The following is a 23,367-nucleotide window of genomic DNA, read 5'->3' as shown; positions in this document are numbered from 1 at the left end:
CACGCCCTCGCCCGGGCCCACCGGCGTGCCCACGGTCAGCCCGCCCTCTCCTCACCCCCCGCACCGGTATGGGCCCTGGAGGCGGAGGAGTCCATGTAGTAGTTGTTCTGGGTACCATCCTGCAGCGCGAAATTGGTGCCGGGGCCGTTGAAGGTGTTGTTCTGCACCCGCTGCTGCTGGGCCTTCGGCAGCGCCGCCCGCATCGCGTCCAGCTGCGCCCGCAGCTCCTCGACCGCCTCGGGATGTGCGTCCAGGAAGCCTTCGAGCTCCAACTGCCACGGCCCGCGGACCATTTCGCGGGCACGGTCGACGTCCCGGCTCCGGGCGACCTGCTCCGCGCTGCTCTCCAGGCGCGCCGCGATCGCGGCACGCGGTTCGGTACCACGGCGCTGGAGGAGCGCCGACACGCGGTCACGGACGTTCCCCCAGGCGTCCGTGGCCATCGCCGCGACGATCGTCGTCGCGCCGGACATGGCTAATGCCACGATCTCCTGCTGTGCCATGAGCACCTCTCCAATCCTCAAGGTCCAAGATCGGCGGCAGGTGAAGGACGAGCGCCCAATCCAGGAGCCGGGGGACCTTGCCGCGGCGGAGCGTACGCCCCTGGGCCCCCGCCCGTCAGCAGCACGACTGCGGCCCGTTGCGAGTCTCCAGGTCATCCGCAGACGCTGTTCGGTGCCTGCCCGGCTTCGCCCCCTGGCGACATGTCCTGCCGGACCGTCCCAGATCAGCATGGGCGAACCCGCAAACGTCGCTCAACCGATCGGAGACCTCGTGACAGATTCGTTGCAGTCCCGGACCGGGCGGCGAAGGCGGGGGCGAAGTGACCGATCGTCCTGAACCAACTCGGGCAGCCGCCGCTCGGTCAGCGCCCGCAGCCTCAGGTGGTCGTCGAACAGCTGCCGGATCACCTCCCGCATCCGCACGCCCAGCGGGTCCTCAAGCCGGCAGTGCGTCAACGTCGCCCCGTCCGGTCCCCGCAATTCCACGGCCACCGCGTCCAACGGGCTCCGCGAGGCGGCGAACGTCGCCTCGACCGTCGCCAGGTCGCTCACCAGCCCAGTTTCCATTGCCGGGCGCGACGACGCTCTGCTCGTCGAGGGCGTCGAAGGTATCCTCGACCAGGCGCTCGGCCAGCCTCGGGGCCGTGGGTCGTAGCAGGGTCACCAGTCGGCGTCGTCCGACCTTCCTCAACTGGGCCGGTGAGCCGTGGCGTTCGAGTAGTGCCAGGACGACGGGGTGGTCCAGTCTTGGGCCCAGGATCCGCTCCAGCGGGGGTGGATCTGGGTGAGCAGGCCGCGCAGGCGGATCTTGATCCTGGTCGACTCGGTGGCCAGGTCGTCGTCGAAGCCGACGATCATCTCCAGCTCGGCGGCGGTCTCGTCGGACGGTGCCAGGTCGCGCAGGGTGTGCGGCATCGTGCGCGCGGCGTCCGCGATGATCGCCGCGTCCCGGGCGTCGGTCTTGGCCTCGCCGGCGTAGAGGTCGGTGATCCGTCGCATCGTCAGGCCGGGCAGGTAGGCGACTCGGCAGCCCGTGTGGCGGGCCACCGCGAGAGGCGGGGCGCCGATCGAGGCGGGCTGGTCAACCACTATCAGCACGGTGCCGTGCTTGGCCTGGAGCCTGCTGAACACCTCGCGCAGTTTCGACTCGGTGTTGGGCCGTCGCTTGTCGAAGACCCGTTTGCCGGCCCGGGTCAGAGCGGTGGCGTGATGCTCGCCCTTGCCCACGTCCAGGCCCAGGTACACATCAATATCACCCGTGTCGATCACGCGTATTCTCCACCGTGGTCGTGCCCTTCCTGGCCTCACCTGCGGCATCAGCGTGCCGGCATCCACGTTACGAAGAGCTTGCCTCACCCGGGACGGGATCGGCGCTCGTGCCCCTAATCAGCGGTCTGCCAATGCCTCCGGCCCCGGTGACAGCACCTTTCGATCATGATCGACTGGGGCGACCAGTCATGCCGGGCCCGGAGGCCGGGTGCCCCATTGCGGGGCCGCGAAAACGGTAACGGGGCGCGTCGTAGGAACAGAACGGACAAGACGAGCGCGGACGGGTCCGGTCGCGACGCGAGCTCCGTCTGAAGCAGACCCTGCTCGGCAGGTCACGGGGCGGGCTGACCAGCAAGGTCCATCTCGCCGCCGCGGGTGCCGTCCGCTGGCGCTCGTCCTGACCGCGGGACAGGCCGGCGACAGCCACGCGGCACCGAGGTCCGGTTCATACGCCCCGAACTACGCGCCGAAGTCGAATTCCTCGAACTCACCCCAGCCGGCCGCCTGCGCCACCCCGTCTGGCGAGGCCTGCGCGGGTAGCACCCGAACGCGCCGCCCCCTCAACCGGCAGGAGCGTTCACTCCCGGGGAGCTCTCGCGTTCAGCGGGCAGGGCGGGCCGTGGGCACGTCCTGGCCGACAGGACGCACTCGGCCGACACCGGTGATCTCCAGGACCCGGCGGCCGTCCGGGGGCGGACGAGACGAACCCCGATGCCGGGGCAGCTCGCGCAATTCGCCGAGCACGGTGTGGAGTGGGCGTGGACGGCCTGTTGCTTCCGCCGGAAGGTGCCAGCCGACCTCGCGCGTCGTGCGGGGCCGGCCGGTGGCGTCTGCCGCGGCTGCTGTGGGCAGCGGCGTGGTTCGGAGATGATGCGAGCGTTGAGAGGTCGCGGGGCGCGAGGTCGCTGGCGCCGCCGGTCGGGCTTCAGGTCCTTGTCGGGTCCCAGAGCCCGTCGGCCTTGCCGCGGGCGACGTGGTCGGCGTAGACGCCGACCTTCCAGGTGATGAGCGACCGACACTCATCCAGGGCTTGCATATGCGCGTCCACGCGCTGCCGGTGGTCTTCGAGTAGCTGCAGCCGTTCCGCCTCGTTGCCGGGCCCCTGCCGCACGAGTTCGGCGAACCGCTTGAGATCGGCCAGCGGCATTCCGGACTCCCTCAACTTGACGCAGATCAGAAGCCAGTCGACGTCGAGCGAGCTGTACCGTCGCCGGCCGCCTGAGGTGCGCTGAACCGGTCCGACGAGCAGGCCTTCGCGCTCGTAGAAGCGCAGAGCGTGGACGCTGAGGCCGGTCTGCCCGGCCACGTCGCCGATGCTCAGCGGTTTGGCAGAAAGCCTGGTGGATTCCATGCGTCACAGCCTAGGACTTGATCTAGACCTCGCTCTAGATCGTAGCTTCGACGGCATGACCATTGACCAGCAGCCGCTCGGCTCGCCCTTCTCCGCCGTCAGCACCGCTCGGGACGTCACCGCCGGCCTCGACCTGTCCGGGACAAGCGCCGTCGTGACCGGGGGCTACTCCGGACTCGGTCTGGAAACCACCCGTGCACTCACGGCCGTGGGAGCCCGCGTCATCGTCCCGGCACGCCGGCCTGACATCGCGCGCGCCGCTCTCGCGGGCGTGGTGGGTTGTGAGGTCATCCCCATGGATCTGACCGACCTCGCCAGCGTGCGACTCGCCGCCGCACGCCTTCGCCGCTCACTGACCTCGCTCGACCTGCTCATGGCCGTCGCCGGAGTCATGGCCCTCCCCGAACGGCGGGTCGGACCCGGATGGGAGAGCCAGCTCGCCGCCAACCACTTCGGGCATTTCACCCTTGTCTGCGAGCTCTACCCGCTCCTGGCCGCCGCCGACGGTGCGCGCGTCGTGATCAACAGTTCCGCCGGCCACGCACTGTCCGACATCCGCTGGCACGACCCGCATTTCCTCACCGGCTACGACAAGTGGCTCGCCTACGGCCAGGCCAAGACTGCCAACGCCCTTTTCGCGGTACACCTCGACGCCCTCGGGCGAGAGGACGGTGTTCACGCCCTCTCGCTCCACCCAGGCAAGATCATCACCGGACTGCAGCGGGAGATGACACTCCAGGAGCAGGTCGACCGCGGGTGGGTGGACGCCCACGGCAACGTGATCGCCGCCGACTTCAAGACACCCTCCCAAGGCGCCGCCACCGGCCTGTGGGCCGCCACCTCCCCCCTCCTCGCCGACCACGGCGGTCGCTACCTGGAGAACTGCGACATCGCCGGCATCTCGGCACCCGGGACCCCGATGGACGACGGCGGCGTCCGCGCCTACGCCGTCAACCCCGATGCGGCGCAACGGTTGTGGGAGCTCTCTCTCGCCGCCACCGGCGCGACGCCGATCACCCGATGAGTCCCGACCCGCCGTGACGACCCGTCCCGACCGAGACCCCGGCAGTCCGCGGATCCGAAGCGCCCGGCCCGGCCGCACCGGCCCCCCGGGGCCGGAGGGGCGAGTCGGGCCCGCAGCGCGTCCAGCTCCGGGGCTGTCATGCCGGTCAGGCGGCGATCGGCCACTATCCGGAGAGCCAGCGCGCGCGGGCGGCGGCGCGCTCATCGGTGCTGGGCAGGGCCGGGGCTGCGGTGTCGTCGGTGACCGGGGCGAGCTCGGCGATTCGGTCGCCGAAGATGTACTCGACGCCGTCGCGGGTGTCGTCGTACAGCACCTGGGACAGGTCCCCGCGCAGGATCTCGATGTCCGCGATGAACCCGTCACCACCGTCGTCGTCCGCGCGGAAGGTCTCCAGCACCCGCCCGTCCGCGTCCACGGTGTGCGCGCCGGCGGTGTCGGTGCACGCCGCGCGGACCGCCGCGTCCAGCCCCATGCGCCTGATGACCTCCTTGGCGACCCCGCGCGCGTCCACCGCCTGCCCGCCGGGACGCAGCTCGGGAGCCCGCTCCACGACGGTCACCTCGGCTCCCCGCCGGCGCAGCCAGTGGGCCAGGGCGGGTCCCGCGATGCTCGCCCCCGCCACCAACACCCTAGGACCGCTCACCCGCGTCCCCTGCTCGTCCGTTCGGATCGTGCGCTCCGGCTCGGAGTCGTTGACGCCCACCACTGCCTCCATGTGCTTTCCCTGGGCTGGAACGTTTCCCAGCACAGGCCCACCACTATCGGTGGATCCAGAGTGTGGACTGCGGATCCGCACACAACTCATCGGTACAGCCGAAATCGCGTCACGCTCCCCCAACCACCATGAACGGCATGGCACGCGTCGGGCATGGCCACGATCGCCGTGACCTCGGCCGGCCCGCTGTAAGCCAGGTGAACCGGGCTGTCAGCTAAGTGGTCGGCTCCGGAAGTCCTTCGGGGGTTGACCCCGCCCGACGCCAAGCGAGCTCGGCGCACGGACGGCGTCCATCCCGCTCACCGCTCTCACCGGTGGACCAGCGCCGACCTCAGCACAGAGCACGCTGGGTGGCGCGTGATGCCGACAAGCGGACACCCCTGATCAGGGGCTTCGGTCCCGGTAAGGACGATGTCCATCATGGAGAGCATGGGGAAGAAGCCGCGCCCTCGCCGCTCGTTCACGCCGGAGTTCAGGCCGAGATCGTCGAGCTGTGCCGCTGCGGACACCACACCAACGGTGTTCGTCAAAGCGGAGCAAGCTCAGTACCTCTCCACCGGCTGGTGGACGGCCGGTCGCGCACCGACCTGGGCATCCCCCACCGCTCCACCATGACCCGCGACAACCTCCAACGCGCCCTCGAACAGGCCAGCCACCTCCACCGGACAGCGTCCTGAATGGGGACCCCACGGTCCGGACACCTTGTTCGCGGCGCAGCGGTCGGGCTGGTCGAGCGGTGGGATGGCCAGCCGTAGTCCGCCGGCTCCGAGTAGGAAGGGGGCCGCCGCCCGTGAGTGGTGGTTTCTACTGTCCCGGGTGTCTCGGGGGGGGTGGTTTCCGTGGCTTCGGGTGCGCGGCGCGGCGTAGATGTGGAGACTTTCGGCCTGAACGAGAGCGTGGGCCTGGAACGAGACCGTGGCGGATGCCCTTAAGGGCACGCTGCCGTGCGCTCGCGAGACTTGGACCCGGCCGCTGCTGGCCTGGACCCAGGACCCGAAGTCAACGAGTTCGACTCCGCCGACTTCAATGCCGAGCACCGCGAGGCTGGCGCCACGTTGTCGACGCTGGAGTTGAGGATCGCCGAGCTGCCGGTGCGCCAGTCCTGGCGGATGGAACGGGTCCCCGCGCTACCAGGGGCCACAGTCCGCAAGCCTGCACCGAGGCTTTGCGGATCACGTCTCTGGGAAACGAAGAACGAAGTAGCGGCAGGCCGGGCGCCGATCAGCGCCCGGCCTGCCGCTTCAGGCTGTTCCTCATCTAGGAACGGCCGATGACCAGGATGGCAGGCCCTTTTGGCTTGAGGTGTGGTTTCTATCCGCTGATGAGCTGCTCACTTCTGCTCGGGACCTCTGGGGGTCAGAGGCCGAGAGGGAATCAGCATGAACATCGGATGCCTTGCGGGGCGCAGCGCGCCGGGCGGTGCGCGCGGCCGGCGCCGAGGAGGGTGGCTGGGGCCGGGTCGCGGCCGTCCTCGACGACAGCTGGTCCGCGAAAGCGAATCGCGGTTGGCGCGGCGGCGCTCGGCCTTGCCGGCGCGGGCCTCGTGGCCGGGGCTGGACCCGCGAGCGCGACCTCGACAGGTACAGCACAGGCTGAACGGACAGGCCCGGCACTGCTCGGGTGAGGGCGCAGGGCCGGGGCGATGCCGAGGTAGGCGGCACGGATACCGAGGTCGGTCCAGGTCGGATCGATCACGCGGCCGTCCGCGTCGGTGCACCAGGCATGGGCGATGGCGACCGGGCTGCCGGCAGCGATGGCGAAGCCCTCCGTGTAGTGAAGGTGGGGGTGCGTTCGTTCGATGGTCGCCGCATTGACGTAGCAGTCGCGCTCCGGGAGAGGCCGGATCGAAAATTGGTGTACCTGTCGAATTGCGACGATGCTCGAGAGTCTGGATCGATGTCCACCTACGGGAGTTCGAGGGAAACCCCCGCAGCCAGCTCACGCACGTGACGATTCTTGGCGAGCAGCGGATGTTCGGATGTCACTCGAATCAACTCATTTCGAATGAAATCTGATCCAGCGGAAATGAATTCATTTGCGGTACAGGTAGCCTCAAACTCCAGATAGCTCGGCACCATATGGAGAGAAGTGCCATTCAGTTCAAAGTCAATGGATTCGGCATTCTCGGTGAAGTCGATCTTCCCCAGAGCCTCGCCGCCTTCGGCGAATATCATCACCTGTTGCACACAGTAGAGCGCATCGAACAGCGGCACCCATTCCCACGGAGGTCCGATCTCGGTCCCGTGATGGGAGATTTCCAGCGCTCCCAGGAAGTAGTACCACCGCAGATCGGCTCGCGTCACTGCCGCCAGATCGGCGGCGTGAGCATGTTCTCGTCCGTGGGCACCGAAGAATTCACTCGGCCTGAATGAGATTCGCACGCAAGTCACCGCCGCACAGGAAAGGCATTGCGGACTTTATTGAGATCCGGATCATAGTATACGCGCAGGACGTAAAGCGGATTCCTCCTCGCGGTCCGATCGAACCCGACTACATCATTGAACCGTAATTCCAGAGTGATGCCGTCTCGATTTTGATTATCCGTTACTCGCGTCCCACGGCTCAGTACTTCTTTGATCTTGGCTGCGCGCGACATAGGCGTGGTTCCCGGAATCCATTCAGTCTTGGACGCGATGGTTGAGAATATTCCCTCGGGTGTGTGACCTGCCACGATGTGGGCGTCGTCGATTACCAGCGTTTTAGGATCGAAGCACTCGGCGTTGTGAACCAGCACCGGCGTGTCGCCCGCGAGCACATAATACGTGTGAAGGTCTCGCACCGTGAGGTTGTAGGCGGCCTGGAGGGTCGCCCGGTGGTCGGTGGCGACGATCTCCACGGCGCCGGCGGACGGTGTCCTCAGGCGGTTCCCGGTTTCGAGGTCGGCTGCGTCGATCCAGGTCTGTGCGGTTTCCGACCAGAAGGGGTGGTTGTCGGTGGCGGTGAGGTCGTGGACGGTGCCGTCCTCGCCCTGGATCCGAAGGTCAGTGAATACCCTGTCGTCGGGTGTGTAGATGACTGCGTCGACCGGGCGGGCAGCGGTTTCGCCGGTGAGTGGGTCAGTGGCGAGGACCTGCTCCCCGGTGGAGACCCGTTCGATCGGCTCGGTGGTTCCGTCGGCCATAAGAACGCGGGTGCCGGCCGGGAAGCTGTTCTTCTTCAGGCAGGACCCGGGGATCCTGGCGAACAGCTTTTTGAGGAAGTCGACGACTTTCCCTGACCCGGGTACCTTCTCGGCCCATTTGGCGAGTTTGGCGATGGCTAGCGCGTCGCCGGCGAGGGGGATAGCCCCGGCGCAGGAGAGCAGGGCGTTCTCAACGTCCTTCTGCAGGCCGTAGAGGCCGCAGTTGATCAGGTCGGCGATGTCTCCGAAGCCGGGGACGAATCCGGCGACGTCGAGGAGCTTGTGGAGCCCGTCGATCCCCATGTCGACGGCCTTGTCGACCAGGTCCCCAAGCCAGCCGCCCGAACTGTCGTCCCTGGCCTGCTTGCGCAGTTCCGCCTCGATGGCGGCGAGGGCATCCTGCTTCTGCTGTTCAGCCCGCTGTTTCGCTTCGGCGTCCGCGTTCTCGACAGCGCGGCGGGCGGCCTCCTGCTCGACCGCGACCTTGTCGGTATACGACTTGAAGGCCTGGAGCCAGGCCCTTTCGGCGGTCTCGGAGTCCTGACCGGCCTCCTGCGCGGCGGTCCGGGCCGTTGCTGCCCACTCGTGGGCGTCATGGGCGGACTCGTTCGCCCATGACGCCGAGGCCTGGGCCTGCCGGGACGAGTACGCGGCCGACGCCTCCGCCCGGCGCGCGCTGCCCTCGGCGGCTGTCGCGGTTCGGGCCGCGGCGGCGGCGCTGTTGGCGCTGGCCTCGGCCTGTTGGGCCTTCGCGCGGGCGTCGGCGGCGTAGCCGGCGGCGCGGTCGGCGTGCTGGCGGGCCTGAGTGGCGTAGCCGTTGGCCTCGGTCGCCGCGTTGCGGGCAATGGCGGCGGCCTGTTCGGCCTCGGCGGCGCTTTGCTGGGCGTAGGCGGCGACGGCGGAGGCTTCGGCGATGAGGCGCTGGATCTCGGCGATATGGGTGGCGGCGAGTTGGTCCTTGCGCGCGGCGGTGTACTGCCCGGTTGCGACGAAGGCGCGCAGGACTGTCGGTGGTCCTTCCAGGGCGATGCGTGCGGCGGCCTTGACCTCGGGGCCGCCGGTGCCGGCAAGTTGGGTGGCCTGGACCTGGTCGTCGCTGATCTGGGCGGTGTAGCGGCCGCGGCTGAGGAAGTCACGTAGCCCGCTCACTGGGCCGTTGAGGGCCGCGCGGGCGGCCTGCTGCACGCCGGGGCCGCTGCTGGCGACGAGCTGGGTGACACTGACCTGGAGGTCGGGCGCGGCCACCTGGTACTGGCCGGTGTTCAGGAACGCGGTGACCGCGGCCGGTCCCTCGGTGAGGGCCTGGGTGGCGGCGGCGCGCACGGCCGGTAGTTCGGAGTCGATGGCGAGGGCGCTCGCGCGTTCGCGCTCGTCCATCTCGATGGCCCGGCGGCGTCCGGACGTGAGGTACTCCAGGACGGAACTGTCGGGACCGGAGAGTGCGGCGCCGGCGGCGGCGGTGCCCCAGGCGTCCGAGATCCGCATCGAGAGCAGGGCCAGCTTGCGTCCGTCCGAGACGATTCGGGCCGTGTCGGCGCCTGGCTGCGCGAGAGCGGCGGCCAGGCGATCCGCCTCGTCCTTCACCCGGCGAACCTGCTGGACGGCCTCACCTGCCGCGGCCTGCTTGGTCTCATAGGCGGCCTTGGCATCCCTCGCCTTCTCCACCGCCGCGGCGGTGCGGGAGTTGAGGTCTTCCGCTTCCGCACGCCGCGCGAGGTCCTGGACCGTATTGGCCGCGTCGACGGCGTCGCTCGACTCCTTGGCGGCCACCTGTGCGGCGTCGGCATGCGCCGTGGCCACCTGCGCGGCCTGGGACGCCTCGGTTGCGTGCTGCGCCGCTTCGTCGGCGGCGGCTGCCGCGGCGCGGGCGTGGGTGGCGGCGGATGCGGCCAGGGTCCGGGCACTGGCGGCGGCCTTCGCCGCGTCCGCCGCCAGGGACCTGGCGGCGCCGGCGGCGCGTGCGGCTTCCTGGGCGTGGCGGCGGGTGGCTGCGGCGGCGGCTTTCGCCCGGGCCGACTGGGCCCCGGCCTGGCCTGCGAAGTCGCCGGCCTGGTCGGCTGAGTCGGCGGAGGCCAGCGCGTTGCGTCCGGCGCTCTCCGCAGCGTTTGCGGCCTCACTGCTAGCCGACGCTGCGGCGTTGGCCTGGGTCAGCGCTTGGGCGGAGACTTCCGCGGCGGCGGCAGCGGCGGCAGCGGCGGCAGCGGCGGTCGCCGCCTGGGCTGCGGCGCCCGCCCGCGAGCGGTCGGAGACGGCGGCCGCGGCGGCTGACCGTGCGTTGGACGCGGCCTGCGCGGCGCCGGCCGCGGCGTAGGCGGCCTGGGAGGCGGCACTGGCGGCCACACGGGCCGAGTTCGTCGCCGCCTGGGAGGCCTTCACGGCGGTTTGCGCGGCTCGACCGGCCCGCTCCGTGGCATCGGCCGCCCGTGCGGCCGCTGCCGCGGCCTTGACGCTGTCGTTGCGTGCGGCCTCGGTCTCGGCCGCTGCCCTCGCGGTCGCCTCCTTGGCCAGGGCGGAGGCTGCCAGAGCCTGCGCGGCGAAGGCTTTCGCCGCCTCGGTCTCACGGACCGCCTGGGCGCCGGCCTCCTGAGCCTGTTGGGCCAGCTGGACGACGGTGGTGCGCTCCGCGTCGCGGGCGCGGGCGACGTGCTGGCCGACGGTGAGGAACTCGTGGACGTCGTCGGCTGTGCCGTTGATCGCCAGGCGGGCGGCGGCCTGCGTGTTGGGTCCGCCCTGGCTGAGGATCTGGACCAGTTGTACGCGCTCGTCGGCGTCCCGGGCCGTGTACTGGCCGTCATTCAGGAACGCTTGGACGTCGTCCTCGGTGCCGTTGAGCGCGGCCTGCCCGGCCTCCCTGACGCCCGGTCCGGCCCCGTTCATCAGCTGGGCGACCCGGACCTGCTGGTCGGCCTTCAGCGGTTCACGCCATCCCCCGTCGAGAAATGCCGCGAGTTCCTGGGGCGTACCGGCCAGCGCCCGGCGCGCCGCCTCCTGCACGCCGGGCCCTCCTGCGGAGTGGATCTGGGCCGCGGCGACCTGGTCGTCCTGGATCCGGGCGGGTACCTGCTCGCTGTCCAGGAAGTGGCGCACGTCGGCATCCGAGCCGGTAAGCGCGGCCTCCGCCGCGGCCTTGATCCCGGGGCCACCCTCCTGCCAGAAGAGCACCACCCGGGCGCGGTCCGTCAATGGCGCCGGCTGCCCGTCGCCGTCGGTCGCCGTGGCGGGGTTGGTCCCCAACAGCCCCGCGACGAGGGCCAGCGGCAGCATCCCCAGCCACACCCGGCCCATGCCCGCCAGCACCTGACGTCGCCTTCTGCGCATGGCGAAGCCACCCCACCCGTGCGTCACGAGAAACCCCCCCAATCTCCCTCAGGCCTCGTTCGAGCACAGCCTGGCTATTGGCATCACCTGAGAGCAGAGCACGAATTCACTGGCCCAGTCCAGCCCTGGCAGAAATATTCCGCGCGGCTGGAATCGGAATCCGTGAAAGAAGTTCCCCGCCTCAGTCTCCGAGTGGGCGACAGGAATGCCGGACGCGGAGAACTGGGCCAATGGTGCTGGTGGGACGGATGAGGCAGGCGGTGACACCTTGCCGGACATCGGGCAGTATGGGCGGCCATACGCGGATTTCCGCACGTGCCGGCGATAACCGGAACCAGGTGGCAATAGCAACTCTTGACTTTCCTTTGATGATCCCCTCAGGGTGGAGGGTGCGTTATTCGCGTCCCAGCGCCCCGAGATGTCGGCGAAAGAGGACGTGACCTTAGTCCTTTTGACGCCTGCAAACCTGTTCGTATGATCAGTCCAGAAAGGGAATCGGATGAGTCTTCGCATGCGCAGTCGGCTGACAGCTGCCGCTTTTGCCGTCGCTGTCACCTTCACCGCCGTGGCCGCCGCCTCGGCCGACTCCTCCTCAGCCGCCTCCGCCGCCCAGACGGCCCCCGTCGCCGCGTCGGCCACAGCCGACGACGCGACCCCGCCGCCGGCGGTCGAGGACTTCACCTATCCGGGCGCCAGCCCCTTCCCGAACCTGAAGCTCCTACGGGGCGACGGCCACATCCTCCTCGCCGACTGCAACACCACCACCCAAATCCAGCTCTGGAGCCGGGCCGTCCCCAACCCGGCCGGCGGCCCCTCGGTCTGCTTCCGGGTGAACGGCACCGTCGGCCAGCTCACCCTCGAACTGCCGCAGACCTTCCTCATCCAGACCAACGATCGCGCGGTTCGCGCCAACCTCACCGCCGACGGCGTCGCCCAGACCGTCGACGTGCCCAAGGGCGGCATAACCGGCGTCGGCGAGGGCGTCGGCCAGAAGCCGACCATGCTCGTCGAACTCCGCGTCACCGGCTGACCGGGCGCGCTCCCAACCCCTTACCGAGTCACCCACGGGTCGGAACGGCAACGAAGGAAGCCCATCCCATGTTTCACTTCCGCACACGTACGGCCTGGACGACCGGGGCTGTCACGACCGTCGCCCTGACAGGTGCCCTGCTGGCCGGTACGCCCGCTCCTGCTCTCAGTGGCGACGTCGCGACGGCGGGGTCCTACGCGTTCACGGCCAAGCTGGACATCGGTGACGGCAAGCGTGCCTGCACCGGCGCGTTGGTCGATCCGTTCTGGGTCGTCACCGCCGCCTCCTGCTTCGCCGACGACCCCGCCCAACCGACGACCGTCCCTGCCGGTCCGCCGACACTGAAGGCCGTCGTCACCGTCGGCCGCGCCGACCTCACCACCACCACGGGTCAGGTCCGGGACATCGTCGAACTCGTCCCCCGTACCGACCGCGACCTCGTACTCGCCCGGCTCGCCACTCCCGTCACCGACATCACCCCGGTGGCGGTGGCCACGGCCGCTCCCACCGCCGGCGAGGACCTTCGGGTGACGGGCTACGGCCGCACCAGGACCGAGTGGGTGCCCGACAAGCTCCACAGCGCCCTCTTCACCGTCGGCGCCGTCGACCCGATCGGCCTCGCCATCACCGCGAAGGCGCCCACGGACGCCACCGTCTGCAAGGGCGACACCGGCGGCCCCGCCCTACGGCAGGTCGGCGACCACTACGAACTCGCCGCCCTCAACAGCCGCTCCTGGCAGAACGGCTGCCTAGGCTCCACCGAAACCACCCGCACCGGTGCCTACAACACCCGCACCGACGACCTCGGTACCTGGATCCAGCAGACCACCTCCGCCTGGGCCGCCACCGTCCGGTCCGGGAACCGCGGCACCGTCTACAACCCGGACACCAGGACCGCCGAGATCTTCACACTGCGGACCGACGGCGCCATGATCCACGCCTACAACACCAACGGCGAGGGCTGGTCGGGCTGGCACGTCCTCGGCGACGGCGCGCGGTTCGTCGGCGAACCGGCCGTCGTCCACAACCCGGTCACCAACACCCTGGAGGTGTTCGCCACCGGCACCGACGGCTCGATGTACCGGGCCACGTGGAGCCAGGCCACCGGCTGGACCCCGTGGACCCTGACAGGTGACTGGAAGTTCCGCGGCGACCCGACCACCGTCTACAACCCGGACACCAGAACGGCCGAGGTGTTCGCTCTGCGGACCGACGGCGTCATGGCACACCTCTACAACACCAACGGCGAGGGCTGGTCGGGCTGGTACGCGCTGGACCCCGGGGCCCGGTTCGCCGGCGAACCGGCCGTTGTCCAGAATCCGATCACCAACTCGCTCGAGGTGTTCGCCACCGGCACCGACGGCTCGATGTACCGGGCCGCGTGGAGCCGGGCCACCGGCTGGACCCCGTGGACGATGACTGGTGACTGGAAGTTCCGCGGCGACGCCTCCACGGTCTACAACCCGGACACCAGGACGGCCGAAATCTTCGCTCTGCGGACCGACGGCGTGATGGCGCACCTCTACAACACCAACGGCGAGGGCTGGTCCGGCTGGTACGCCCTCAACCCCGGAGGCGCGTTCGTCGGGGTGCCGGCCGTCCTCCACAACCCGGTCACCAGCACCCTGGAGGTGTTCGCGACCGGCACCGACGCATCGATGTACCGGGCCACGTGGAGCCGGGCCACCGGCTGGACGCCCTGGACCATGACCGGCAACTGGAAGTTCGGCAGCTCCCCCGCCGCGGTCTACAACCCCGACACCAGAACGGCCGAGGTCTTCGGCCAGGGCACCGACGGCGTCATGGCCCACGCCTACAACACCAACGGCGGTGGCTGGTCCGGCTGGTCCGTGGTCGGCCAGATCCCCGCGACAGGCTGACCGCACCCGTGATCCACCCGCCCGGGACACCAGCAGGTCCAAGAAGGGAGAAGAGTTACCTCATGCCTCGCTCACGCCCACGCTCGGCGTGGATGACCGGGACGGTCACGACCGTCGCCCTGACAGCTGCCCTGCTGGCCGGTACGCCCGCGCCCGCGCTCAGCGGTGACGCCGCGCCGGCCGGTGCCTTCGCGTTCACGGCCAAGCTCGACATCGGCGACGGCAAACGCGCCTGCACCGGTGCCCTGGTCGATCCGTTCTGGGTCGTCACCGCCGCCTCCTGCTTCGCCGACAATCCCGCCCAGCCGGCAACCGTCCCCGCCGGCCCGCCCGCACTCAGGACCACCGCCACGGTCGGCCGCACCGACCTCACCACCACGGCGGGCCAGGTCCGGGACATCGTCGAACTCGTCCCCCACACCGACCGCGACCTGGTCATGGCGCGCCTGGTCAACCCGGTCATCGACATCACCCCGCTCGCCCTGTCCTCCACTGCCCCCACCGCCGGCGAGGAACTCCGGGTGACGGGCTACGGCCGCACCAGGACCGAGTGGGTGCCCGACAAGCTCCACACCGCCCTCTTCACCGTCGGCGCCGTCGACCCGACCGGCCTCGCCCTCACCGCGAAGGCGCCCACGGACGCCACCGTCTGCAAGGGCGACACCGGCGGCCCCGCCCTACGGCAGGTCGGCGACCACCACGAACTCGCCGCCCTCAACAGCCGCTCCTGGCAGAACGGCTGCCTAGGCTCCACCGAAACCACCCGCACCGGCGCCTACGACACCCGCACCGACGACCTCAACGACTGGATCAAGTTCGTCCGCTCCAGCACGATGCCGCCCCAGGCCCCCGGTGTCCTGCGCTGGTTCCTCTCCGACTCGGCCCAGTCGAACGTCTCCACCCGGGCCACGTTCGACTTCGGGGAGAGCCCGATGATCCCGCTGGCGGGCAACTGGGACGGCATCGGCGGGGACACCCCGGGCGCCTACGACCCCACCACCGCCCACTTCTACCTGACGAACTCGCTCGACGGCGGCCCCAGCACCACCGACTTCGGGTTCGGCGACCGGGACGATGTCCCCCTCGTCGGCCGGTGGGACGGCGGACGCACCAGCGAAGTGGGGATCTACCGCCCGAGCACCGCCGAGTTCCACCTGCGCCACCACGACGGCACCGTGACGTCCTTCAGGCTGGGCAACGGCGGCAACTGGAAGCCGATCGCCGGGGACTGGACACACAAGGGATTCGACACCCCGGGGCTGTTCGACCCCGACACCGCCACCTTCTACCTCGTGAACTCCATCCACGACGGCGAGGCCGACATCACGTTCACGTTCGGCGCGCGCGGGGACACGCCCCTCACCGGCGACTGGAACGGCAGCGGCACCACCCAGGTCGGCGTCTACCAGACCACCGGCAGCGCCTTCCACTTCCGCGGCGCCGCCCCCGACGGCTCCACTACCTCCGTCTCCTACGGCGACAGCGGCCTCCCGGTCACCGGCGACTGGAGCGGCAGCGGCAAGTCGACCCAGGGCATCGTCGTCCCCGGCCGGTGAAGCGCCGCCCACCCGTCCGGACCGACACCGTGGACACCGGAGGCCGCCAGCCGTGGAACAGCCGGACCAGCCCCCGCCCGGGGCGCGGTCCGATCAGGCCCGGGGGCCCACCGCCATCCCGGCATCGATGTGGGAAATGATCTTCGGAGTGATGGGAACGCCCACGTCGCCGGGTTGGTGTCGCTGCAGGTCAACGGATTCCGTCGGATGGCCTCGACGAGCTCCGCGGAGTCCTACCCGGCACCCCACCCCTCCGGCCCAGCCCCGCTCCGCACCTGATGCCACGACCCGCGGAGCCTCGGACCCGGTCACAGCCGTGCGGCCGTGCGGACCAGGCCGGCCAGCGCGAGGGAGCGGCTGTGCGCGGGCCAGGCGATGTGGGTCACCACGGAAGGTGCGTCGACCAAGGGAACGGCCGCGTGCTCGGCCCACAGCCAGGAGCGGGCGGAGTCGGGGACGACCGCCACGGTGCGTCCGAGGGCGATCAGCTGGGCCAGTTGTGTCTGGTTGTGGATCTCGGGGCCGGGGCCGGGTGCGTAGGTGCCGCGGGTGGGCCAGCGGGCGAGCGGCAGACCGGGGACGTCCCTGACATCGGCCAGCGACAAGGTCTCGCGGGCGGCGAGGGGGTGCCCGGCAGGCAGGACGGCGACCTGCCCCTCCGCCGCCAGTACCTCGCTGTCGAACCCGGCGAGGGAGTTCCACGGTGTGTACATGAGCGCGACATCGGCGCGTCCGTCGCGCAGCATCTCCTCCTGCTCGCAGATCCCGCCCGGCAGCACCTCGATCTCGGCACTGTCGGGCTCGGCTGCGTAGGCGTCGAGAAGCTTCCGCAGCAGTTCATGGGAGGCTGCGGCCTTCACCGCGAGGACCAGGCGGTCGCGGGGGCCTCCGGGGCTGTCGGCACCGCCGGCGCGCCGGGTTCGGCGAGCGGCGGCGACGGTCGCGTCGAGGGCCGCTCGGCCCTCGTGCAGCAGCACCTCCCCCGCACCGGTCAGGCGGACACCACGGCGGTTGCGCTCCAGCAGGCAGACTCCCAGGCGCCGTTCGAGCTGCTGGATCGCCCGCGACAGCGGCGGCTGGGCCAGGCCGAGGCGCTCGGCGGCGCGTCCGAAGTGCAGTTCCTCGGCGACGGCCACGAAGTACCTCAACTCGCGGGTTTCCAGGGTGTCCACGGCCGCAGCTTACGCGGTGATACCCGGCAGGTATGACAGGACACCGTATCGGTGTTGGCCACGCCTTTCGTGCGAGGAGCACCATCATCAGCATGAGCGAAACGATGATCGCGCTGGTGACCGGCGCGAACAAGGGCATTGGGTACGAGATAGCGGCCGGGCTGGGCGGTCTCGGGTACCGCGTGGGCGTGGGAGCCCGTGACGAGGCCCGTCGCGAAACCGCCGTCGGCACACTGCGCGCCCTCGGCGTGGACGCCTTCGGGGTGCCGCTGGACGTGACCGACGACCGCAGCGTCACCGATGCGGCGGAGCTGGTCGAACGGCTGGCCGGACGCCTGGACGCCCTGGTCAACAATGCCGGGATCTCGGGCGAGATGGGCCCCGGGTGGGAGCAGGACCCGACCGCGCTCGATCTGGAAGTGCTCCGCACGGTGGTGGACACCAACGTCATGGGTGTCGTCCGGGTGACCAACGCGATGCTGCCGCTGCTGCGGCGCTCCGGCTCGCCACGCATCGTCAACGTCTCCAGCAGCGTCGGCTCCCTGACCCGGCAGGCGGACCCCGACACCGAGGTCGGTCCGATCATGGCGGCCTACGCTCCGTCGAAATCCTTCCTCAACGCCCTCACGCTGCAGTACGCCCGCCGGTTCGCCGGCACCGGCATCCTCGTCAACGCCGCCTGCCCGGGCCTGGTCGCCACCGACTTCACAGGCTTCCACGGACCCCGAACCCCCGCCCAGGGCGCGGCTACAGCGATCCGGCTCGCCACCCTGCCCGACGGCGGCCCGAGCGGTTCGTTCTTCGAGGACGACGGCGTCGTCCCCTGGTGACCGGCCCACCGAGGCGAACAGGTCGACGGCTTCCTGGCGACGCCCGCGGCGTTGGCGTGTACGGGGTGGGAGGGTGCATGGTGTCACCATGTCCGAACGCCGCGACCGCCGCCGTCTTCACGCCCGCGCCCGAGCTCTCGGGGTACCCATCGAGCAGGCCGGCCGCCGCGCCTTGCTGCGCAGGCCCGGACCGCCGACCGCGGAACCCGTGTGGCCGCGTACCGCGATTCCTGACCGGGACGAGGCTCCTGCCGTCGTCCGGGCGGTGCCTCCGGTGGCGGTGGCGTGCTGCACGGTCTCGCGCGACCGGCAGGTCACGGACGGCGGGACGGTGGTCGTACTGACCCGCCACAGGGCCGACTGTCCGATCTGGTCGGCCCGCTGAGCAGACCGAACAGCAGGGATTCCGCGGTGGCGTGAACGTCGTGCGCCGCCGCGGGGACGTCGTCCACCGGTCGACGTCCCCGGCGACACCGGCGATCCACCGGCTGCTGCGGCACGTTCACGACCAGGGATTCCGCGGCGCACCAGAGCCCCGTGGCTTCGACGCCGACGGCAACGGGCTGCTCACCTTCCTCGACGGCGAAGTGCCTGGCGGGCCCGGTTGCGCGACGCGGACGACCTCGCCGCCGCGATCGACCGGCTGCCCGACACCGACGGACCGCTGACCGTCGGCCTCCGTGCGGTCGAGTACCTCGACCGCACGGGCCTCACCGTCCTCTTCGCCCGTGCCCACCGGATCCGGTTGATCGCGGGCGGACCCAGCCCCTCCCCCGCCGCCCGCGCAACGGCTGACCACCGGGGGTGACCGGTCCCGGCGCTCCGGCTCCCCTGCCCACGTCGTCACACTCGCGCGGCCCGCCGGTAACGCCGGGGCCTGACGTCCACCCGATGGTCACCAGCCCGAGACACGCCTGCAAAACCACCGTCATGACGATGCGTCACCCTTGAGGTCAAAGGACGAAGACCGAAAGGAACCATGAAATGAGCGACTACTTCGCACTCGTCACGGCCCTGGCCCCCCTCCCCGCCCACGTCCACGCCGACAACGGCTCGGGCCCACCGCCCCGGCTGACCGGCCACCAGGCGGACCGGCTCGCCGGCATGGCGAAGCACGACGGCGCCACGACCACCGTCCGGCGCCGGCGCCGCCGCTTCGGCCGGCGGCCGTCCTTCGCGTAGCACCGCCGGCCGGGCGCCGGTCCGCCGGGCGGCTGCGGCCCGGACACGGGTGGTGGACCTGGCCGCGACGGCGGCCCCGCCGCCACGCCGCCGGGCTCCGTGGTGCGGCTTCCCACTTGGGAGCCGACGCGGGCTTCTCCGAGAGGGGAGCACCTCCCACTGTCCGATTTGCGTGTTTATGGGCTCTTTATGGGTAAGCGGTGGAGGACTCACTCACCCATTCGGAGGCCATCATGGCGTCGACCCACCGCGCACCCATCGAGGAGCACCCCGACCTGATGGAGCTGCGCGCCCGGCACGACCGCGCCGCCGCCACGCCACGTGCGCAGATGATCGAGGCGCTCGCCCTCGTCACCGGCCTGTACCTGGCGGCGTCGCCCTGGATCTGCGGTTTCAACGGCTTCACCACCCTGGCCGTCACCAACCTCATCACCGGCATCGCCTACGCCCTGCTCCTGGGCGGCCTCGGCAGCTCCTACGAGCGGACCCACTCGATGGCCTGGGCCGCCGCCGCGCTCGGCATCTGGACCTGCGTCGCCCCCTGGGTCGTCGCCGGCGACGTCGCCCACACCCGTTCCATCACCAGCAACCTCATAGCCGGCGCCATCGCCACCGTCCTGGCCTGCGCGGCGTCCGCCGCCGCCCGCGACCGCGCGACCACCGGGCAAGCGACCGGCACCCGTCGCAACCGCCCCATGCCGGGGCTCGACGACCGCTGACACCGGCAAGACCGGCAAGACCGGCAACCCCACCCGCCGCCGGGAGGACGACCACTCTCCACCCCCTCCCGGCGGCATCCGCACGCCACCACGCCACCACAGCGGATCGCCGAGCGCGGCGCCCCGGGTGGGCCGGCCCGGGCCGCCGGTGCCCCCGGCCCGGTGCCGGTGGTCAGGAGCGTGGTGGCAGCCGGTGGAACCGCACCTCGGTGAGGTGGCCGTCGTCCGCGCGGGCGGTCAGGTAGGTGGCGAAGGGCTGGCGCCGCCGGTCCGTCGGAGAGCCGGGGTTGAGCAGGCGCAGGCCCCTGGGAGCCCGGCTGTCCCACGGGATGTGGCTGTGGCCGAAGACCAGGACGTCCGCATCGGGGAAGCGCGAGCCGCACCGCTGGTCGCGTCCCCCGGCGGGGCCCGTCTCGTGGACGACCGCGAAGCGCAGGCCCACCAGCTCGACCCGGGCCACTTCGGGCAGTCGTGCGCGCAGCACCGGCCCGTCGTTGTTGCCGTGGACGGCGACCAGTCGCCGGGCCCTGGCCTCGAACAGGTCGAGCGTGGCGGTGTCGACCCAGTCCCCGGCGTGGATCACCACGTCGGCCGCGTCGAGGGCGCGCAGCAGCGGGGCGGGCAGGGAGCGCGCCCGAGTGGGGACGTGGGTGTCGGAGGTGAGGAGCAGTCGCATGGTCGCGGGTTCCGACTCGGATCAGGGGGCCAGGAGGGAGCGCAGGGCGTGCGGCAGGATTCCGCCATGCCGGTAGTACTCGGCCTCGGTGGGGGTGTCGAGACGGACGCGGGCGGTGAAGCGGGTGGTACCCGCCGGTCCGCTCGCCTCGATGTCGACGGTGTCGGACAGTTCGGCGACCCTGTGGACGGCGTAGGTCTCCTCGCCGGTGAGTCCCAGCGTTCGGGCGCTGTCGCCGGGTCGGAACTGGAGGGGCAGCACGCCCATGCCGACCAGGTTGGAGCGGTGGATGCGTTCGAAGGACTCCGCCAGCACGGCCTTGACGCCGAGCAGCGCGGTGCCCTTGGCCGCCCAGTCGCGGGAGGACCCGGAGCCGTACTCCTTGCCGGCGACGATCAGGAGGGGAACGCCTTCTTCGGCGTAGCGCACGGCGGCCGCGTGGATCGTGGTCTGCTCCCCGTCGGGCAGGTGACGGGTGAAGCCGCCCTCGGTGCCGGGTGCCAGCAGGTTGCGCAGGCGGACGTTGGCGAAGGTGCCGCAGATCATCACCTCGTGGTTGCCGCGGCGGGAACCGTAGGAGTTGAAGTCCCTCGGGGCCACGCCGCGGGCCTGCAGGTATGCGCCGGCGGGCGAGTCGGGCCGGATCGCACCCGCCGGCGAGATGTGGTCGGTGGTGACCGAGTCGCCCAGCAGGGCGAGGACGCGGGCGCGTGTCAGGTCACGCAGGGGCGGCGGGCGATCGGGCAGGGCCTGGAAGTACGGCGGGCACCGGACGTAGGTGGAGTCGGCGTCCCAGGCGAACAGGTCGCCGCGGGGATCGGGCAGGGCCTGCCAGCGTTCGTCGCCGGCGAAGAGGTCGGCGTAGCCGGCCTTGAACATGTCGGGCCGCAGGCTGGCGGCGATCACCTGTTGGATCTCCTGCGGCTCGGGCCAGATGTCCCGCAGGCGCACGGGCCGGCCGTCGTCACCGGTGCCGAGCGGGTCACGGGTGAGGTCGACGGCCATCGAGCCGGCGAGGGCGTAGGCGACGACCAGCGGCGGGGAGGCGAGGTAGTTGAGCTTGACCTCGGGGTGGATGCGGCCCTCGAAGTTCCGGTTGCCGGACAGGACGGACGCGACGGTGAGGTCCTCGGCGGCCACCGTCCGCGAGACCTCGTCGATCAGCGGTCCGGAGTTGCCGATGCAGGTGGTGCAGCCGTAGCCGACCAGGTCGAAGCCGAGCGTCTCCAGGGCCGGCAGCAGTCCGGCGTGCGCGAGGTAGTCCATCACGATCCGCGAGCCCGGCGCGAGGCTGGTCTTCACCCACGGCCTGGACCGCAGCCCGCGCTCGACGGCCTTCCGGGCGAGCAGCCCGGCGGCCACCATCACCTGCGGGTTGGAGGTGTTGGTGCACGAGGTGATGGCGGCGATGACCACCGCGCCGTGGCCGAGCCGGTCGACGGTGCCGTCCGGCCCCGCGGCGCAGACGGGGCCGGGCGGCGGGGGCGGTGTCTCACCGGCCCGGGGTACCCGCGTCGGTTCGGCCGGCCGGTCCCCGGGGTGGTCGCCGGTCACCGACAGCGGATCCGAGGCCGGGAAGGACTCCTCGTCGCCCTCGTCCACGCCGGCCGGCGCACCGGCGTCCGGGGTGTCGCCCCGGCCGAGGGCGGCGAACAGGGCCGCGGGCGCCTCGGGCAGCGCGATGCGGTCCTGTGGCCGCTTCGGCCCGGCGATCGAGGGGACGACGGCCGACAGGTCGATGTCCAGGGTTTCGCTGTAGTCGGCGGTGTGCCCGGGGTCGTGCCACAGCCCCTGCTCCTTGGCGTACGCCTCCACCAGCGCCACGTGCCGCTCGTCGCGGCCGGTGAGCCGCAGGTAGGCGAGCGTCTCGGCATCGATCGGGAAGATCGCGCAGGTGGCGCCGTACTCGGGGCTCATGTTTCCGATGGTGGCCCGGTTGGCCACCGGCACCTCGGCGACGCCCGGTCCGTGGAACTCGACGAAGGAGCCGACCACGCCGTGGGCCCGCAACCGCTCGGCGATCGTCAGTACGAGGTCGGTGGCGGTGCTGCCGGACGGCAGTGCCCCGCTGAGCCGCACGCCCACGACCCTGGGGACGAGCATGCTCACCGGACGGCCGAGCATCGCGGCCTCGGCCTCGATCCCTCCGACGCCCCAGCCCAGCACGCCGAGCCCGTTGACCATCGGCGTGTGGGAGTCGGTGCCGACGAGGGTGTCCGGGAAGGCCAGCCCGTCCTCGTCGAAGACCACCCGGGCCAGGTGCTCCAGGTTGACCTGGTGGCAGATGCCGGTCCCCGGCGGGACGACGCGCAGGTTCCGCAGCGCGCCCTGTCCCCATCGCAGGAACTCGTAGCGTTCCCGGTTCCGTTCGTATTCGAGTTCCACGTTCCGGCCGAAGGCCTCCGGTGAGCCGAAGCGGTCGGCGACGACGGAGTGGTCGATCACCAGCTCGACGGGCCGGCGGGTGTCGATGAGGGCCGGATCACCGCCGCGTTCGGTCATCGCCTCCCGCATCGCGACCAGGTCCACCAGGCACGGCACTCCGGTGAAGTCCTGCATCAGCACCCGCGCGGGCGTGAACTGGATCTCCGTCGCCGGCTCGGCGTGCGGGTCCCAGTCGGCGACGGCGCTGATCTGGTCACGAGTGACGCCGTGCCCGTCCTCGTTGCGCAGCAGGTTCTCCAGCAACACCTTGAGGCTGTACGGCAGCCGTCCAGCACCGGGTACCGCGTCGAGCCGGTAGAGCGAGCGGGACGAGCCGAGGGCCTCGAAGGTCCCCCGGGCGGCGAAGCTGTCCGATGGCATGGCGTGACCTCCCGCGGGTGCGGCGGTCCCCGCCGACCGGGGGCCGCAGGCGGCGGCTACCCGGGTGCGGCGGGGTCAACCGGAGGGGGCGCCGCCGTCGGCGCCCGGATGGCCGAGAGCGCAGCTGGCGGGGCGCGCGGCGCTCGTGGCGGGCGGCGTCCGTCTCGCTACTTCCACGCGGTGCAGTTCGTCCGGCACCCCGCCGCGCCGACTGAG

At 71.0% G+C, this 23,367-nt stretch carries 18 protein-coding genes and 2 pseudogenes; 10 read left to right on the top strand and 10 right to left on the bottom strand.

The window, feature by feature from the left end; all coding sequences use genetic code 11:
* Nucleotides 1-35: 35 nt before the first annotated feature.
* The 3 genes and pseudogenes from ABZ495_RS24780 to ABZ495_RS24770 form a co-directional block, all read right to left on the bottom strand.
* On the bottom strand, nt 36-503 hold the full coding sequence (locus tag ABZ495_RS24780) for a hypothetical protein (protein ID WP_359838144.1): 468 nt from the start codon (nt 501-503) through the stop codon (nt 36-38).
* Between the two features lie 252 nt (nt 504-755).
* Nucleotides 756-1,055, bottom strand: a complete 300-nt coding sequence (locus ABZ495_RS24775; RefSeq protein ID WP_359838173.1) for a hypothetical protein — start codon at nt 1,053-1,055, stop codon at nt 756-758.
* 16 nt (nt 1,056-1,071) lie between these two features.
* A pseudogene (locus tag ABZ495_RS24770) lies at nt 1,072-1,769 on the bottom strand (IS110 family transposase); the annotation flags it as partial.
* A gap of 233 nt (nt 1,770-2,002) precedes the next feature.
* On the opposite strand from ABZ495_RS24770, the pseudogene ABZ495_RS24765 reads away from it, so the two are divergent.
* Both ABZ495_RS24765 and ABZ495_RS24760 read left to right on the top strand, forming a co-directional pair.
* Nucleotides 2,003-2,196, top strand: a pseudogene (locus ABZ495_RS24765) (hypothetical protein); the annotation flags it as partial.
* Nucleotides 2,148-2,312 carry a hypothetical protein gene (locus tag ABZ495_RS24760; RefSeq protein ID WP_359838142.1) on the top strand — a complete coding sequence of 55 codons (165 nt, stop codon included), beginning with the start codon at nt 2,148-2,150 and terminating at the stop codon, nt 2,310-2,312. The pseudogene ABZ495_RS24765 and the gene ABZ495_RS24760, both read left to right, overlap by 49 nt.
* A 385-nt stretch (nt 2,313-2,697) precedes the next feature.
* Here ABZ495_RS24760 and ABZ495_RS24755 read toward each other — a convergent pair whose 3' ends face one another.
* On the bottom strand, nt 2,698-3,123 hold the full coding sequence (locus ABZ495_RS24755; RefSeq protein WP_359838140.1) for a MerR family transcriptional regulator: 426 nt from the start codon (nt 3,121-3,123) through the stop codon (nt 2,698-2,700).
* A 55-nt stretch (nt 3,124-3,178) separates the two neighbouring features.
* On the opposite strand from ABZ495_RS24755, the gene ABZ495_RS24750 reads away from it, so the two are divergent.
* On the top strand, nt 3,179-4,147 hold the full coding sequence (locus ABZ495_RS24750) for an SDR family NAD(P)-dependent oxidoreductase (RefSeq protein ID WP_359838138.1): 969 nt from the start codon (nt 3,179-3,181) through the stop codon (nt 4,145-4,147).
* A 163-nt stretch (nt 4,148-4,310) separates the two neighbouring features.
* Here the strand turns inward: ABZ495_RS24750 and ABZ495_RS24745 are convergent, their stop codons facing one another.
* From ABZ495_RS24745 to ABZ495_RS24735, 3 genes are all read right to left on the bottom strand, one after another.
* The gene (locus tag ABZ495_RS24745) at nt 4,311-4,862 is read right to left on the bottom strand and encodes an FAD-dependent monooxygenase (RefSeq protein ID WP_359838136.1); all 552 of its coding nucleotides are present in this window, start codon (nt 4,860-4,862) and stop codon (nt 4,311-4,313) included.
* Nucleotides 4,863-6,766: 1,904 nt separating this feature from the next.
* Entirely contained in the window at nt 6,767-7,243 is a 477-nt protein-coding gene (locus tag ABZ495_RS24740; RefSeq protein WP_359838134.1) for a hypothetical protein, read from the bottom strand.
* A 5-nt stretch (nt 7,244-7,248) separates the two neighbouring features.
* A complete protein-coding gene (locus ABZ495_RS24735) occupies nt 7,249-11,280 on the bottom strand; it encodes a polymorphic toxin-type HINT domain-containing protein (protein WP_359838133.1) in 4,032 nt (1,343 codons plus the stop codon).
* Nucleotides 11,281-11,812: 532 nt separating this feature from the next.
* On the opposite strand from ABZ495_RS24735, the gene ABZ495_RS24730 reads away from it, so the two are divergent.
* The 3 genes from ABZ495_RS24730 to ABZ495_RS24720 all read left to right on the top strand — a co-directional run bounded on the left by ABZ495_RS24730 (nt 11,813) and on the right by ABZ495_RS24720 (nt 15,767).
* Nucleotides 11,813-12,331 carry a hypothetical protein gene (locus tag ABZ495_RS24730; protein WP_359838131.1) on the top strand — a complete coding sequence of 173 codons (519 nt, stop codon included), beginning with the start codon at nt 11,813-11,815 and terminating at the stop codon, nt 12,329-12,331.
* A 68-nt stretch (nt 12,332-12,399) separates the two neighbouring features.
* Nucleotides 12,400-14,211: a trypsin-like serine protease gene (locus ABZ495_RS24725; RefSeq protein ID WP_359838129.1), complete on the top strand. Its 1,812-nt coding sequence runs from the start codon at nt 12,400-12,402 to the stop codon at nt 14,209-14,211.
* 92 nt (nt 14,212-14,303) lie between these two features.
* The gene (locus ABZ495_RS24720) at nt 14,304-15,767 is read left to right on the top strand and encodes a S1 family peptidase (protein WP_359838127.1); all 1,464 of its coding nucleotides are present in this window, start codon (nt 14,304-14,306) and stop codon (nt 15,765-15,767) included.
* Nucleotides 15,768-16,075: 308 nt separating this feature from the next.
* Here the strand turns inward: ABZ495_RS24720 and ABZ495_RS24715 are convergent, their stop codons facing one another.
* Nucleotides 16,076-16,939, bottom strand: coding sequence for a LysR family transcriptional regulator (locus ABZ495_RS24715; protein WP_329491858.1), 864 nt, complete (start codon nt 16,937-16,939; stop codon nt 16,076-16,078).
* Nucleotides 16,940-17,031: 92 nt separating this feature from the next.
* On the opposite strand from ABZ495_RS24715, the gene ABZ495_RS24710 reads away from it, so the two are divergent.
* The 4 genes from ABZ495_RS24710 to ABZ495_RS24695 all read left to right on the top strand — a co-directional run bounded on the left by ABZ495_RS24710 (nt 17,032) and on the right by ABZ495_RS24695 (nt 19,670).
* On the top strand, nt 17,032-17,769 hold the full coding sequence (locus tag ABZ495_RS24710; RefSeq protein ID WP_359810150.1) for an SDR family oxidoreductase: 738 nt from the start codon (nt 17,032-17,034) through the stop codon (nt 17,767-17,769).
* Between the two features lie 604 nt (nt 17,770-18,373).
* Nucleotides 18,374-18,577: a hypothetical protein gene (locus tag ABZ495_RS24705; RefSeq protein ID WP_359838125.1), complete on the top strand. Its 204-nt coding sequence runs from the start codon at nt 18,374-18,376 to the stop codon at nt 18,575-18,577.
* Between the two features lie 176 nt (nt 18,578-18,753).
* On the top strand, nt 18,754-18,951 hold the full coding sequence (locus tag ABZ495_RS24700) for a hypothetical protein (RefSeq protein ID WP_359810144.1): 198 nt from the start codon (nt 18,754-18,756) through the stop codon (nt 18,949-18,951).
* Between the two features lie 233 nt (nt 18,952-19,184).
* Nucleotides 19,185-19,670, top strand: a complete 486-nt coding sequence (locus tag ABZ495_RS24695; RefSeq protein ID WP_359810142.1) for an SPW repeat protein — start codon at nt 19,185-19,187, stop codon at nt 19,668-19,670.
* 172 nt (nt 19,671-19,842) lie between these two features.
* Here the strand turns inward: ABZ495_RS24695 and ABZ495_RS24690 are convergent, their stop codons facing one another.
* A complete protein-coding gene (locus ABZ495_RS24690) occupies nt 19,843-20,346 on the bottom strand; it encodes a metallophosphoesterase (protein ID WP_359838123.1) in 504 nt (167 codons plus the stop codon).
* Between the two features lie 21 nt (nt 20,347-20,367).
* On the bottom strand, nt 20,368-23,151 hold the full coding sequence (locus ABZ495_RS24685; protein ID WP_359838121.1) for an aconitate hydratase: 2,784 nt from the start codon (nt 23,149-23,151) through the stop codon (nt 20,368-20,370).
* Between the last annotated feature and the right edge of the window lie 216 nt (nt 23,152-23,367).

It is taken from the genome of Kitasatospora sp. NPDC005748 (genome assembly GCF_040630735.1).
Taxonomy (GTDB): domain Bacteria; phylum Actinomycetota; class Actinomycetes; order Streptomycetales; family Streptomycetaceae; genus Kitasatospora.
This window is presented reverse-complemented; position numbering and strand designations above follow the sequence as displayed.